Below are 13,294 nucleotides of genomic sequence, written 5' to 3'. Positions count from 1 at the left end.
TCGCCGCAGACGAGCGCGAGTGCGGCATTCCAGCTCCACACAGCGACGGGGAAGTTGAACGCGCTGATCACGGCGACGGGGCCGAGCGGATGCCACGTCTCGGTGAGTCGGTGACCGGGACGCTCCGAGGCGATCGAGCGGCCGTAGAGCTGACGTGAGAGCCCGACAGCGAAGTCGCAGATGTCGATCATCTCCTGTACCTCGCCGAGACCCTCCTGGGCGATCTTGCCGACCTCGAGCGTCACGAGACCACCGAGCGCACCCTTCTCGCGCCTCAGCTCTTCACCGAAGAGACGGACCAGCTCGCCGCGGTGCGGTCCGGGGAGGTCACGCCAGGCGGCGAAGGCGACCGTGGCGCGCGCTATCGCCGCGTCTGTGGCGGCCGCGTCCGTCCGTGTGACGCGCGCAATCTCCTCGCCGGAGATCGGCGTGCGAACGACGAGGTCGCCGGCTGCGACGCGCGACAGGTCGACCCCGAGCTGCGCGAGCAGCGCTCCTGCCTGATCCGCCGCGCTCACCGCGCGATCACTTAGATGCGCTCGATCTCGGGAATCAAGCGACCGTCATCGGTGACGGTTGCGTTCCACTGCTGGAAGGTCGGGTCGAGATCAGCGATGTCCTGGCCACGCTCCGCCACTCTGACGGGCTGGGCCGACTCGGGCGAGACGCGGTACTGGTACCACGTGATGTCCCAGGCGAACGTGAGCACCATCTCGGCGTTGACGCCGGAGAGCGGCATGATCGACGCCTGGGGCTCACCGAGCGCCTTCGCGACCCCCGCGATCGTGCGCCGGAACTGGGTCGCGTTGAACAGCTCTGCGGCCTCCACGAGCGCCATCTCTCCGTCACCGAGCCTGCGCAGGATCGGCTCGCTGACGACGGGCTCGATCTCCTCGTCGCGCGCGCCGAGGAGCGACTGCCACATTGACTTCTGGCGACGGCGGCGAACCGGCTGCGGGAACAGGGGCGAGAGCGGGACGCCCTCTCGCGTCCACCCGTAATCGAGCGCGGTATCCGAACAGAGCGGGCAGACGTCGACGAACGTGCTCCCGTCCCGCGAATAGCGAAGCGCACGCTCGCCCTGCAGCAGAGTGCGTTCACAAACGACGCACGTTCGCGTGGCTGTTGTCTTGATCACTCGCACGGCCGACCACTATAGCCCCTATGCAGGGGCTTTCCAATTCCTCTGTCAGGAGTGGACTAGATCGCGTGCCTTCTGCGTCTCGTCGATCACCTTTTGTGCGACGTGCGCGGGAACCTCGTCGTACCGAAGGAAATGCATCGAATACTCGCCGCGCCCCCCCGTCATCGACGTCAACGACTGCGCGTACGTGAGCAACTCGGCCATCGGAACCTCCGCCTTGATCGTTGTCATGCCGGCGGCGGGCTCCATCCCGTGGAGTCTCCCTCGTCGGGAGTTGAGGTCGCCGTTGACCGAGCCGACAGCCTCGTCGGGCACGGTCACGTCGAGCTCCATGATCGGCTCGAGCAGCACGGGGGACGCCTTCGCGTAGGCCTCCTTCCACGCCATCGAGCCGGCGATCTTGAACGCCATCTCCGACGAGTCGACGTTGTGGTACGAGCCGTCGACGAGCGAGACGCGAACGCCCTGGACGGGTGCACCCGCCAGCTCCCCATGCGCCATCGCCTCCTGGACTCCCTTGTCGACGGCGGGTCGGAAGCTCTGCGGGATGACCCCGCCGACGATCTTGTCGACGAACTCGTAGCCCACCCCACCCACAAGCGGCGCAATCACGATGTGGCAGTCGCCGAACTGGCCGCGACCTCCGGTCTGCTTCCGGTAGCGGCCGTGCGCTCTCGCCTCGGAACGGATCGTCTCCAGGTACGGCACGCGCGGCGGGTGCAACTCGATGTCGACGGAGTAGCGGCGCTTTGCACGCTCGAGCGCTACCTCGACGTGCATCTGGCTCATCCCGGAGAGGATCTCCTCACCGGTCTGCTGGTTCCGCCGCAGCTGCAACGTCGGATCCTCCTCTGCGAGACGCCGGATCGCAGCGGCGACCTTCTCCTCCTCACCTTTCGTCTTCGGCGTGATCGCGAAGCTCATCACGGGCTCCGGGAAGGCGATCTCTGGGAGCTCGGCCGCGATCTCCCTATCGGTCAGGAGGTCGCCCGTGCGGACGTCCTTGAGCTTCGCGACCGCGCCGATGTCACCCTCGCCGAACTCCTTGACGCCCGTGTGCTCCTTGCCCTGAAGTTGCAGCAGTGTCCCCATCCGCTCCTTGGCGTGGCCACGCGCGTCGACGAGCGTCGAATCCGCCGTGACGCTGCCACGGAGCACACGGAAGAGGTTGATCCGCCCGGCGAACGGATCGGCGAGCGTCTTGAACACGAACGCGGCCGTATCCGCTCCCTCGATCTCGATCGGCGCGCCCTTCTTCGCCGGCGACGGAACGCCCTCGACGATGAGGTCGAGGAGCGCGTGCGTACCGAGGTTCTTCGTCGCAACCCCGCACGCGACAGGGAACACCTCACCCTTCGTGATCGCGAGCTTGAGCGCCGACGCGACTGCATGGGCGTCCAGTTCCTCCCCACCCAGGTACTGCTCCATCAGCGCCTCGTCGGTCTGGACGACCTCGTCGAGGAGCTTCTCGCGATACGCCTGCGCGATCTCCATCATCTCGTCCGGGATTGCTGTCGGCTCACCTTCCTTCCCGCCATCAGGGCTCGTGTAGGCGCACATGTGGAGGACGTCGACGATCCCGGTGAGTTCGTGCTCGGCACCGATAGGCAGATGCACGGCGACACACCGGGACGAGAACTGATCCTGAATCTGCGCGAGCGTGCGATAGAAGTCGGCGCGCTCGCGATCGAGCATGTTCACGAAGAGGACGCGAGCGAGGCCGAGGTCGTCGGCGAGGTGCTTGACCCGTGCGGTGCCGACCTCGAGGCCCATCACGGCGTTGACGACGACGAGCGCTCCCTCAACGACGCGGAGCGCGCAACGGGCCTCACCCTGAAAGCTCGGGTCGCCGGGAACGTCGATGAAGTTCAGCTTTCGCTCTTGCCAGTTGGCGTGAGCAAGCGTGAGCGAGATCGACATCCGCCGCTTCTGCTCGTCCTCGTCCCAGTCGCTCACGGTCGTTCCCGCTTCGACGGCGCCGAGACGGTTGATCTCCCCGGTCTGGTAGAGCAGCGCTTCGACGAGAGAGGTCTTGCCGGTTCCACGATGACCGACGACTGCGACGTTGCGGATCTTTCCGGGCTCGATTGCGGCCATGGGCGTCCGTTCCTCCTCGCGATGGCTGGGGTACCGCGAGTCTAAATGGCTGCGCAGGAGTCGTGCGGCGTGAGGCGGGGCGGCGGTGGCCGCCTTCAGACGGCCGCCCGGGTTCCGAAACGCTACGTCTCGGCGGCTTCGCGCATCCCGCCGGAGAGGCGGGCCTTGAGCCGAAGCACGGCCTTCGTATGTAACTGCGACACGCGCGACTCCGTCACGCCGAGCACCTCACCGATCTCACGGAGGGTGAGCTCCTCGTAGTAATAGAGGGTGACGACGAGCTTCTCGCGCTCGGGCAGCCGGGCGATCGAGTCGCCGAGCGCCTCGCGCATCTCGCTTTGCTCGAGTGAAAACTCCGGATCGGGCGCATCCTCGTCCTCGATCGTGTCGATCAACGCTATCTGATCGCCCCCGCCAGACGGCGACCACAGCTCGTCGAGCGCGGCCATCGACGACCGTGAGATCTCCGACAGGCTGTTCTCGAGCTCATCGGTCGTGATCCCGACCTTGTCCGCAATCTCCTCGTCAGTCGGCGCCCGATGGAGCCGACGCTCGAGCTCGGCAATCGCCCGCTCGATCTCCCGTGCTCTCGTACGAACGGAGCGCGGCACCCAGTCGAGCGAGCGAAGCTCGTCGATGATCGCGCCACGGATCCGACTGATCGCGTACGTCTCGAACTTGATCGCGCGATCCGGGTCGAACCGCTCGATCGCACCGATCAGGCCGAGCAAGCCGTACGAGACGAGATCCTGCTCATCGACGTGGGCAGGCAACGTCGCCCCGAGGCGACCGGCTACGAATTTGACGAGCGGCGCATACGTCAGGATCAACCGGTCGCGCAACGCCTGGTCGCGCGTCTTCCGGTAATCCTGCCACAGCGCCTGCGTCTCACTTCCAGGCTTTACGGACACTGCCACAGAATACGCCGCGGAGGCCAGAAACCTTCTTTGTACCGGTTCACGACCTCGGCCAGGCCTTCCGTGCCAGGTCCGCCATCCACAGCGCGAGCCCCGCGGCCGCGATTCCGATGATCATCGCCCGACCGCCCGACGCGATCGAGTACACCGCGAGAGCACCGAGAACGGCCGCGATTGCGACGAACAGGAGCGAGAGCAAGCGACGCTGCACGATCCCGAGGCTACACTGGTGCGTGCAACCCAGGGGCGTGGCTCAATTGGTAGAGCACCGGTCTCCAAAACCGGGGGTTGCAGGTTCGAGTCCTGCCGCCCCTGCTGGGTAGACAACAAAAAGACCTGCGTGTGCGGCAGGTCTTTTTCCGTTTCGAGATCACGCCGTGGTGAAGTTACGCAGGGGATTTTCGACCGCCCACACAGTGGCGTCCGAAGCTCCCCGTGAGGCGTCGAGGCCACCGCGTGATGGACGAGAGCCTTGAGGCCTTCGGCATCGAAGCAGTCTTGCGCGACGTGATCCACCCGACCATGAGACGCGTCGGCACAGAATGGGAAAGGGGCCAGCTCAGCATCGGCCAGGAGGGCTCGACGGCGAGATCGTCGCAGTAGCGAACCAGGTCGCGAGTCTGCACCGCTGAACGTTCGACGGAGGACGACGGACCGCGCCGGACAGGAGGTGCGGCCGAGGAGTACGACACCAGTGCGGGCAGGCTACAGGCTCGGTTCTGGGATCGGTCCCGGGCGTAGGAGACAACCCGGTGGTTTAGGCGACGCCGGAAGCGGGGAGGCTTCGTGCACACGCTGACGAGGACTCGGTGTTCGGTGGCTTCCTTGCGGACTGCCGCCCGGCCAGCTGGCAGCAGCGGCTACGGAATCCCTCCTTGACCGTTCCCGCTGCTGCCGACTGCCAACCAGCCAGGCCCGCACGAACACTGCGAGCATGCCCGCACGAACACTGCGAGCAACAAGCGCTCCCCCGGCAGCACGACGAGTACGGTTGCGAAACATGCAGCCCACCGAGCCCGTCTACGAGCCTTCCGCTGCGCGCCCCTCGCTGTGCCATACGTGCTCGTTCATCCGCGTTGTCGCCGGACGCTTCGACCAGGTCTATCTCCTCTGCCAGAACGATCTGCTCCCAGAGAAGTACCCACGCCAGCCAGTTCGCCGCTGCGACGTCTACGCCCCGACAACGCGTGCTCCTGACGGGGCCACGCCCGCCCCGGGATAGCCGAGGAGGTCGTTCGTTACCGCCGCGTCAGTCCTCGTGCAGCCGCGCCTGCAGACGGGCAGCGTGAACCGCGTTTCGCAGCAGAAAGACATCGGTAATCGGCCCAACGCCTCCGGGGACGGGCGATACCGCCTCGGCAACCTCCTCGACCGAGTCGATGTCCACGTCGCCGACCATCCGTACCCTCCCGGTCTCGGCGTCCTTCTCGGGGTTGATGCCGACGTCGATCACGATCGCCCCCGGCTTCACCATGTCGCCCGTGACGAACCGCGGCAGGCCCGCTGCGACGACGAGGATGTCGGCTGCACGCGTGTGCGCCTTCAGCCGACCGGCCTGCGCTGTGAACTTGTGCGCGCTGATCACGGTCGCGTTTCGGGCCAAGCCGAGCCAGAGAGCCGGCTTCCCGACGTTGTTCGAGCGCCCCACGAGCACGAGGTCGAGGCCGTTGTAGAACGTCTTCGGATCGCGCCCCGTATCCGCCACATAACGATCGAGCATCCAGAACACCGAGGCAGGCGTCGACGGGACGAAGCGCGGCTGACCCAAGGCCAGGAGCCCCGCGTTCTCCGGGTGCACCGCCTCGATATCCTTCAGCGGATCGAGCCGCCGGTAAACATGTCCCTCGTCGACGTGTGACGGCAACGGACGGAGCACGAGGATGCCTGAGACACGAGGGTCGGCGTTGAGCTTGCCCACGATCGCAAGCACCTCCGCCTCCTCGACGCCGCCGGGCAGGTGCTCACAGACGTAGCGGCACCCGAGTTCCTCCGAGAGTCGGCGCACCCGACGCTCGTAGGCGACCGACGCATAGTCGTCTCCGACGAGTAGCGTCGCGAGACCGGGCACGACGCCCGCAGCCTCGAGCGCGCGGGTGTCCGCCTCGACCTCGGCGCGCAGCTCGGCAGCGAGATGTTCGCCGTCGATCCGAATGGCAGTCACGAGCGTGAATCTACCGCGTCGAATCTGCCGTGCGCACGCACCCGCCAGTGGGAACACGTGCGCCGACAATGGCGAACGTCTGCGCCCGTGCGTAGTCTCGTGCCTGCACCCCGGCGAAGGAAGAAGAGACATGACGATCCTGACCAGCAGAGTCGAACGTTCGGCCGACGGCTTCGCCACTCGTGAGGCTCACATGTCCGCACTCGTCGCCGAACTGCGCGACCGAACGGCGCTCGTCGCAGCCGGGGGCGGCGAGAAGGCGACCGAGCGTCATCGCTCGCGCGGCAAGCTCACGGCCCGTGAACGCATCGACAGGCTCGTCGACCCCGGTACTGCCTTCCTCGAGCTGAACGCACTTGCCGCCTGGGAGCTCTACGACGGCCAGGCGCCTGCCGCCGGGGTGGTCACTGGAATCGGCGTGATCGAGGGCCGCTGCTGCGTCGTCGTCGCAAATGACGCGACTGTCAAGGGAGGCTCGTACTTCCCGCTCACGGTGAAGAAGCACCTCCGCGCCCAGGAGGTCGCGGAGCAGAATCACCTTCCGTGCGTCTACCTCGTCGACTCGGGTGGTGCGTTCCTCCCGCTCCAGGCCGACGTCTTCCCTGACCGCGAGCATTTCGGGAGGATCTTCTTCAACCAGGCGCGGATGTCGGCGCAGAACATCCCCCAGATCGCCGTCGTCATGGGCTCGTGTACAGCCGGCGGCGCGTACGTTCCGGCCATGAGTGACGAGACGGTTATCGTCGAGGGCACGGGAACGATCTTCATCGGCGGCCCACCACTTGTGAAGGCGGCCACCGGCGAGGACGTGACGGCCGAGGAACTCGGCGGCGCGACGCTCCACACGCGACGATCCGGTGTCGCCGACCACTACGCGCTCTCCGACGAGCACGCACTCGCGCTCGCACGGCAGATCGTCCGCCATCTCGGCGACCCCGGGAAGGCACCGTGGGACATCGCGACGCCCGAGCCGCCTGCCGTTGACCCCGCCGATCTGTACGGGATCGTCCCCGAGCACTACCGCCACGAGCTCGACCCCCTCGAGGTGATCGCGCGGATCGTCGACGGCAGCCGCTTTCACGAGTTCAAGGCGCTCTATGGCGACACACTCGTCTGCGGTTTCGCACACATCGAGGGGCACCCCGTCGGAATCCTCGCAAACCGCGGCGTTCTGTTCGCCGAATCGGCCCAGAAGGGTGCACACTTCGTGGAGCTCGCGTGCAAGCGACGGATCCCGCTCGTCTTCCTGCAAAACATCACTGGCTTCATGGTCGGCAAGGCCGCGGAGGAAGGCGGAATCGCGCGAGACGGTGCCAAGCTCGTCACCGCCGTCGCCTGCGCCGACGTGCCGAAGTTCACGGTCGTTACCGGCGGGTCGTTCGGGGCCGGGAACTACGCGATGTGCGGCCGGGCCTACAGCCCGCGCCAGCTGTGGATGTGGCCAAACGCCCGGATCTCCGTGATGGGCGGTGAACAGGCAGCCACGGTGCTCTCAATGGTCGGCGACTCCGACCCGGACGAGATCCGGGAGACCTACGAGCGAGAGGGCTCACCCTACTTCTCGACGGCCCGCCTATGGGACGACGGCATCATCGACCCGCTCGACACGCGACGCGTTCTGGCGCTCGGACTCGCAGCCGCAGCGAACGCCCCTGTGCCCAAGACGACGTTCGGCATCTTCCGCATGTAGACATTGGGGTTCTGATCCGTCACTCTGCAGGGTGGCAACAGTCCACGGACGAGGAGGATCATGTCCTACAAAGCCCTCGATGCCGACGAGATGAACGTTACCTGGGGCACGTTCCGGATGGTGCGGCACGAGCTCGGCGGTACCGCCTTCGGGCTCAACCAGATCGATTTCCCGCCCTACAAGGTCGGCCCCGAGCACGACGAGATGCAATCGGGCCAGGAGGAGATCTACTACTGCATCTCCGGCTCGGGCACGCTGACGATCGACGGCGACCCGGTCGAACTGCGACCGGGCCGTTACATCCTCGTCTCACCCGACGCGAAGCGACATCCCGAGGCCGGCGAGGACGGGATGTCGTTCATCTGCGCCGGCGGCGTTCCCGGTGGAGTCTATGAACCGTGGGTGCCGCCCGAGGAGTAACGGATCGCTAGGCCGCCGCGACGCGCGCCGTGGCCTCGAAGACCAGCGTCTCGACGACGTCCCGTAGCTGCCCGAGGAGCTCCTGATCCGGAGCTGCAACGCGCTCGGGCGCCTTGCCGAGCGAGAATCCCCCGCCTACGACGCGCGCACCCATGATGCCGAGCACCTTGCGTGTCTCCTCGTGCGCCCAGATGCCGCCGAACGCGCCGGGACTCGCCCCGACTACCGCAACAGGCTTGCCGCGAAACACGTTCGTCGCGCCGGGCCGCGAGCCCCAGTCGAGCGCGTTCTTGAGTGTGCCCGGGATCGAGCCGTTGTACTCCGGGGTGGCGATCAGAACCGCATCGGCCGAGGAGACGACTGACCGGAACGTCGCCACGGCCACTGACGGAGTCTCCTCGGTGTCCTGATCGAATGGTGGAATGTCGCGCAGGCCCTCCCAGGCGGCGTACGTCACGCCGTCCGGGAGGTTCGCCGCGGCAAGTTGCAGGAGCTGCGCGTTCAACGAGTGCGCGCGCAGGCTGCCGGCGATGCCCAGAATCTGCATCGCTATGCCACCTCGGCCAGCACGAGTTCGAGCTCTGCGTGCAGCTTCACGTCGTTGCCCACCGCGAAGCCGCCGGTCGGGAGCGGCGCGTTCCAGGCCAGGCCGTATGCCGTGCGGTCGATCACCGTCTCGAGCTCGAGGCCGATGCGGGAGCTGCCGTCGAACGACGTCACCGGCCCACCGACCGATCCCTTGATCGCAACCGGCCTCGTGACGCCCTTCAACGTCAACTCGCCGTCGACCACGACCTCGTCCCCGGCGATCGAAATCGCATTCGAGGCGAACGACAGCCGCGGATGCCGCTCGGCGTCGAAGAAGTCAGGCGCCAGCAGGTGCCCGGTGAGGTTCGGCTCCGAAACACGGACAGACGAGACATCCACCGTCCCTCGGATCCCGCCCTCGTCGACGGTGACCTCGAAGGCGTCGAAGCCACCGCGGAAGTTGGCGACCACCATGTGCTTGACCGAGAACTCGACCGTCGAGTGGACCGGGTCGACCTGCCACGTGCCCGTCGGGAATGCAGTGCGGGTCTCTGAAAGTGTGCTCACTGGAGTTGTCCTTTCTCGCTACTATTTGATGACTCAACTACCCTAGCGGAGAATTCATTGTCTCGTCAAGTATTGACTGATCAAGCTTCTGCACAGTCGGTGTTCGGGCGCCTGTTGCACGCGCACGGGACTCTGATGCGCGCCGTCGAAGCGCGTCTTCGGGCCGAGCACGGATTGAGCGCGAACGACTTCGAGACGCTGCTTCACCTCTCCCGCGACGCGCAGGGTGAGATGCGCCGTATCGATCTCGCCGCGCGCCTGCGCCTCACCCCGTCCGGCGTCACGCGGCTCCTCGACGGACTCGAGGAAGCCGGGCTGACCGGGCGACGCAACTGCCCGGCGGACGCACGGGTGACCTACTCGGTGCTCACGAGCAGCGGGCGCGAGATGCTGCAGAAGGCCTCATGTACGCACGCTGCTGTCTGCGAGGAGCTGATCGGCTCCCACCTCTCCCCCGCCGAGCTCGATGACCTGCTGGGGCTGCTCGCGCGACTTCCCGGCGGTGACGAGTTCGACGCCGGATGCTGTCATGGTGGAGCTGACACAACGACCTAGAGCGTGTCGCGAAGCCACTCGTCGAGGTCGCTCGACTCCGCATAAGTGAGATCCCGCAGTGGAGCGCGGACGTCGGGCCGAACGGGCACGCCCTGCGCCGCGATGATCCGCTTCATCGCCGCCTGCCGCGGGAATCGCTCGACGGCCGCTCGTAGCGTCGCGAGCGCGTCAGCGCCCTCGGCCGTCGGCTCGCGAACCACCGCAGCAACAGCCTCCGGGAAGGCGGAAGCCAGAGCGGACACCGCACCGATCGCGCCACCGCTGATGCCTCGATAGATGAGCGCCTCGGGACCGACGAACACATCGAGCCCCTCGAGTCCGAGATACGGCTCGAACGCCTCCCAGGCAGCGTCGCTGACCTTCATCCCGACGAAGTTCGGAGCCTGCTCCCTCAGTCGACGTAGGACATCGAGTGTCACCGAGTACCCGCTCGTTTTCGCGAACTCGTAGACGTAGAACGGAAGCGGCGCGCAGGCGTTCGCGGAAGCGGCGAAGTGCGCGAGCTGGGCAGCCTCGTCGAGCACGAAGTACGGCGGCCCGATAACGGCGACCGCGTTCGCGCCCGCCTCCCCGGCGTCCGCTGCGAGCGCGACCGTATCCGCCGTCGTCTGCGCTCCACAATGCGCCGCCGTATCGAGGCGACCGGCAGCCGCCTCGACGAACAGACGAAGTCCGCGTTGTCGCTCCTCGACGGAGAACAGCACACCCTCCCCGTTCGTCCCGAACGCGAGCACGCCGTCGAGCCTCGCAGCAACGTACCGGTCGAGCATCGGCCCGAACGCCTCGTCGTCGAAGTCGCTCCCGCCCGGAAGGAGTGGCGTCACAGCGGCAGCGAGCGTTCCCTTCAGCAGGGCATCGGGCGACATACCGTGACTCTAGACTGCCATGACATGGACGCGCTGCGAATCGAACGCGAAGGCGATCTCCTCCGGATCACGCTCGCGCGTCCCGAGTCGCGGAATGCGTTCGACGCGACCCTGATCGAGGAGCTCGCGGAGGCATTCGTCGACGTCGGCAAAGCCCGTGCCGTCGTGCTCGCGGGCGAGGGCAAGAGCTTCTGCGCCGGAGCCGACATCGAGTGGATGCGCAGCTCGGCACAGCTCACGCACGACGAGAACGTCGCCGACGCGAACGCGCTTCGACGGATGTTCGAGGCGATTGACAGCTGCCCCGCGCCCGTCATCGCGCTCGTCCAGGGGCACGCACTCGGCGGCGGGGCAGGGCTCGTCGCGACCGCCGATATCGCGATCGCGCACGAACGCGCGTCCTTCGCGTTCTCGGAGGTCAAGCTCGGGATCATTCCTGCCGTGATCTCGCCGTACGCGCTCCGCAAGATTGGCGAGAGCGCCGCGCGACGCTACTTCGTCACGGGTGAGCGCTTCGACGCCGCAACCGCGCTTCGAATCGGCCTCATTCACGAGGTGACGGCCGATCTAGCGGGCGCACTCGGCGCGATCGTCGGCGAGCTTCGCACTGCGGGGCCTCGGGCGGCACGCCACGCAAAGCGGCTCGTGCTCGACCGCCCGGACGGCCCGGATACCGCCCGTCGGATCGCGGAGCGGCGAACGAGCGACGAGGGGCAAGAGGGTCTCCGCGCGTTCTGCGACGGACGCGTGCCGGGAAGCCCGGGCTTCGCGTCATGGTCTCCCGCGGCGCTCGAGCCCGACGTCGTCGACTGAGGCGCGCATGATTGACCGTAGCGCCCCCAGGCTGCGAGCTTGACCACCGTGCCCGAGCCAATGCATTCGAGCACCAACCGCCAGCCGGAGATCGGCTGCACGAAGGACGAGCTGGATACTCCGGCGCTGTGCATCGACCTCGACGTAATGGATCAGAACATCCGCCTCATCGTGGAGGCGTGCAGGGCGGCCGGGGTCGCCTGGCGACCCCACATCAAAGGCCACAGGTGTGGTGCGATCGGCGTGAGGGAGGTCGAGGCCGGTGCACTCGGGCTCACGTGCGCAAAACTGGGTGAGGCCGAGCTCATGGCGTCCTCAGGGGTACGCGATCTGCTGATTGCCAACGCGATCGTTGGTGATCGCAAGCTGGCTCGCCTTGTCGAGCTCAGCCGTCACGCCGATCCGATCGTCGCCGTCGACCACACCGACCAGCTGCGCCCGCTCGCAGCCGCGTTCGCAGCCGCCGGGCGCTCGGTACGTGTCGTGATCGAGGTCGATATCGGCCTCGCCCGCGGCGGCGTCGAACCGGGTGACGCGGCGCTGCCCCTCGCTCGCGAGGCGATCTCGCTCGAGGGCATCGACTTCGTCGGGCTCATGGCCTGGGAGGGCCACCTCATCAGGATCGCCGACCGGGACGAGAAGGAACGATCGATCCACGATGCACTCCGCGGACTGCTCGACACGAAGCTGCGACTCGAGGTCGAAGGCATCGAGTGCCCGATCGTCTCGTGCGCCGGTACGGGCTCGTTCCAGATCTCACTCGCCCACCCCGGCATCACCGAGGTGGAGGCAGGCGGTGCGATCATGATGGATGTGTTCTATCGCGAGGAATGTGGTGTAACGGGCCTTGGTAACGCGCTCACACTGCTGACGACTGTCGTCGCCCGGCCAGGACCCGGGCGAGCGATCGTCGATGCCGGACGAAAAACACTCAACGTCGAGATCGCCATGCCCCACGTCTGCGAAAGACCTGGAGTGGAGTTCGAACGGATGTCGGCCGAGCACGGTCAGCTGAAGGTTGCGCCCAATGCGGCCAGGCTCTCCATCGGCGACCGTCTCGAGGTCGTGCCGGGCTATGCCGACCTGACCGTGTTCCTCCACGACCGCTTCTACGGCTTCCGCGACGGGCGGCTGGCCGAGATCCTCCCCATCGCCGGAAGCGACGCCTCGCAGTGACGGCATTCCTTGCGCTCCTTTCCTCTGTCCTCATCGGCAGCGCGGACTTCGTCGGCGGACTCGCCTCGCGGACTGCGAACGGCGTTCGGGTCGCGACCTTCGTTGCGATCATGGGGCTTCCGCTCGCGTTCGTCGCCTCGCTGGCCTACGGAGCGGAGCACGTCAGCCGCGACGACGTGATCTGGTCGGTCACCTCCGGCATCGTCGTGGCAGCAGGGATCGGCTGCTTCTACGTCGGCATGGGCCGAGGCCTGATCAGCGTCGTAGCACCTGTTGCCGCAGTCACCGGAGCCGTGATTCCTGTCATCTATGGCCTCGCGCGCGGCGAGCGGCCGGGCCCGGTCGCGCTCGCCGGACTCG

At 66.8% G+C, this 13,294-nt stretch carries 15 protein-coding genes, 1 tRNA gene and 1 pseudogene; 8 read left to right on the top strand and 9 right to left on the bottom strand.

The genetic code is table 11. The features are described 5' to 3' along the window. The 5 genes from ABIR74_RS00110 to ABIR74_RS00090 form a co-directional block, all read right to left on the bottom strand. The coding region (locus ABIR74_RS00110) for an aldehyde dehydrogenase family protein (protein WP_348174579.1) at window positions 1–491 on the bottom strand (491 nt) is incomplete at its 3' end. A 38-nt stretch (window positions 492–529) separates the two neighbouring features. Next, on the bottom strand, window positions 530–1,144 hold the full coding sequence (locus tag ABIR74_RS00105) for a hypothetical protein (RefSeq protein WP_348174577.1): 615 nt from the start codon (window positions 1,142–1,144) through the stop codon (window positions 530–532). A 45-nt stretch (window positions 1,145–1,189) separates the two neighbouring features. After that, window positions 1,190–3,241, bottom strand: coding sequence for an elongation factor G (gene fusA, locus ABIR74_RS00100; protein WP_348174576.1), 2,052 nt, complete (start codon window positions 3,239–3,241; stop codon window positions 1,190–1,192). A 122-nt stretch (window positions 3,242–3,363) separates the two neighbouring features. Continuing rightward, window positions 3,364–4,152, bottom strand: coding sequence for an RNA polymerase sigma factor WhiG (gene whiG / locus ABIR74_RS00095; RefSeq protein ID WP_348174575.1), 789 nt, complete (start codon window positions 4,150–4,152; stop codon window positions 3,364–3,366). 46 nt (window positions 4,153–4,198) lie between these two features. Continuing rightward, window positions 4,199–4,369: a hypothetical protein gene (locus ABIR74_RS00090; protein WP_348174574.1), complete on the bottom strand. Its 171-nt coding sequence runs from the start codon at window positions 4,367–4,369 to the stop codon at window positions 4,199–4,201. 31 nt (window positions 4,370–4,400) lie between these two features. Here ABIR74_RS00090 and ABIR74_RS00085 point away from each other — a divergent pair. Both ABIR74_RS00085 and ABIR74_RS00080 read left to right on the top strand, forming a co-directional pair. Further along, window positions 4,401–4,473, top strand: a tRNA-Trp gene (locus tag ABIR74_RS00085). Window positions 4,474–5,158: 685 nt separating this feature from the next. Then, on the top strand, window positions 5,159–5,380 hold the full coding sequence (locus tag ABIR74_RS00080) for a hypothetical protein (RefSeq protein WP_348174573.1): 222 nt from the start codon (window positions 5,159–5,161) through the stop codon (window positions 5,378–5,380). A 27-nt stretch (window positions 5,381–5,407) separates the two neighbouring features. On the opposite strand, the gene ABIR74_RS00075 is transcribed toward ABIR74_RS00080, so the two are convergent. Next, the gene (locus ABIR74_RS00075) at window positions 5,408–6,319 is read right to left on the bottom strand and encodes a tetrahydrofolate dehydrogenase/cyclohydrolase catalytic domain-containing protein (RefSeq protein WP_348174572.1); all 912 of its coding nucleotides are present in this window, start codon (window positions 6,317–6,319) and stop codon (window positions 5,408–5,410) included. Between the two features lie 130 nt (window positions 6,320–6,449). Here ABIR74_RS00075 and ABIR74_RS00070 point away from each other — a divergent pair, with 130 nt between their 5' ends. Together ABIR74_RS00070 and ABIR74_RS00065 are read left to right on the top strand one after the other, a co-directional pair. Then, entirely contained in the window at window positions 6,450–8,009 is a 1,560-nt protein-coding gene (locus ABIR74_RS00070) for a carboxyl transferase domain-containing protein (RefSeq protein WP_348174571.1), read from the top strand. A 60-nt stretch (window positions 8,010–8,069) separates the two neighbouring features. Then, window positions 8,070–8,429 (top strand): cupin domain-containing protein, encoded by a 360-nt coding sequence (locus ABIR74_RS00065; RefSeq protein ID WP_348174570.1) that lies wholly within the window; start codon window positions 8,070–8,072, stop codon window positions 8,427–8,429. Window positions 8,430–8,436: 7 nt separating this feature from the next. Here the strand turns inward: ABIR74_RS00065 and ABIR74_RS00060 are convergent, their stop codons facing one another. Continuing rightward, window positions 8,437–8,976, bottom strand: coding sequence for an NAD(P)H-dependent oxidoreductase (locus tag ABIR74_RS00060; protein ID WP_348174569.1), 540 nt, complete (start codon window positions 8,974–8,976; stop codon window positions 8,437–8,439). A gap of 2 nt (window positions 8,977–8,978) precedes the next feature. Beyond that, a complete protein-coding gene (locus tag ABIR74_RS00055) occupies window positions 8,979–9,524 on the bottom strand; it encodes a YceI family protein (protein ID WP_348174568.1) in 546 nt (181 codons plus the stop codon). Window positions 9,525–9,596: 72 nt separating this feature from the next. Here ABIR74_RS00055 and ABIR74_RS00050 point away from each other — a divergent pair, with 72 nt between their 5' ends. Next, entirely contained in the window at window positions 9,597–10,079 is a 483-nt protein-coding gene (locus tag ABIR74_RS00050; RefSeq protein ID WP_348174567.1) for a MarR family winged helix-turn-helix transcriptional regulator, read from the top strand. Here the strand turns inward: ABIR74_RS00050 and ABIR74_RS00045 are convergent. Continuing rightward, the gene (locus ABIR74_RS00045) at window positions 10,076–10,945 is read right to left on the bottom strand and encodes a dihydrodipicolinate synthase family protein (RefSeq protein WP_348174566.1); all 870 of its coding nucleotides are present in this window, start codon (window positions 10,943–10,945) and stop codon (window positions 10,076–10,078) included. The genes ABIR74_RS00050 and ABIR74_RS00045 overlap by 4 nt on opposite strands. A 24-nt stretch (window positions 10,946–10,969) precedes the next feature. On the opposite strand from ABIR74_RS00045, the gene ABIR74_RS00040 reads away from it, so the two are divergent. The 3 genes and pseudogenes from ABIR74_RS00040 to ABIR74_RS00030 all read left to right on the top strand — a co-directional run. Then, a complete protein-coding gene (locus ABIR74_RS00040) occupies window positions 10,970–11,758 on the top strand; it encodes an enoyl-CoA hydratase-related protein (RefSeq protein WP_348174565.1) in 789 nt (262 codons plus the stop codon). Between the two features lie 48 nt (window positions 11,759–11,806). After that, a complete protein-coding gene (locus ABIR74_RS00035; RefSeq protein WP_348174578.1) occupies window positions 11,807–12,934 on the top strand; it encodes an alanine racemase in 1,128 nt (375 codons plus the stop codon). Then, window positions 12,931–13,294 (top strand): annotated as a pseudogene (locus tag ABIR74_RS00030) (multidrug DMT transporter permease); the annotation flags it as partial. The gene ABIR74_RS00035 and the pseudogene ABIR74_RS00030, both read left to right, overlap by 4 nt.

The sequence above is a fragment of the Gaiella sp. genome, from assembly GCF_039915195.1.
GTDB lineage: Bacteria > Actinomycetota > Thermoleophilia > Gaiellales > Gaiellaceae > Gaiella.
The sequence above is the reverse complement of the archived record's forward strand: the minus strand, read 5'-3'. Positions and strand labels throughout refer to the sequence as shown.

Excerpts from the sequence above, each read along its gene's own strand:
- fusA (WP_348174576.1), bottom strand. The coding sequence starts at position 3,241 with ATGGCCGCAATCGAGCCCGGAAAGATCCGCAACGTCGCAGTCGTCGGT.
- ABIR74_RS00080 (WP_348174573.1), top strand. The coding sequence starts at position 5,159 with ATGCAGCCCACCGAGCCCGTCTACGAGCCTTCCGCTGCGCGCCCCTCG.
- ABIR74_RS00070 (WP_348174571.1), top strand. The coding sequence starts at position 6,450 with ATGACGATCCTGACCAGCAGAGTCGAACGTTCGGCCGACGGCTTCGCC.
- ABIR74_RS00065 (WP_348174570.1), top strand. The coding sequence starts at position 8,070 with ATGTCCTACAAAGCCCTCGATGCCGACGAGATGAACGTTACCTGGGGC.
- ABIR74_RS00060 (WP_348174569.1), bottom strand. The coding sequence starts at position 8,976 with ATGCAGATTCTGGGCATCGCCGGCAGCCTGCGCGCGCACTCGTTGAAC.
- ABIR74_RS00045 (WP_348174566.1), bottom strand. The coding sequence starts at position 10,945 with ATGTCGCCCGATGCCCTGCTGAAGGGAACGCTCGCTGCCGCTGTGACG.
- ABIR74_RS00040 (WP_348174565.1), top strand. The coding sequence starts at position 10,970 with ATGGACGCGCTGCGAATCGAACGCGAAGGCGATCTCCTCCGGATCACG.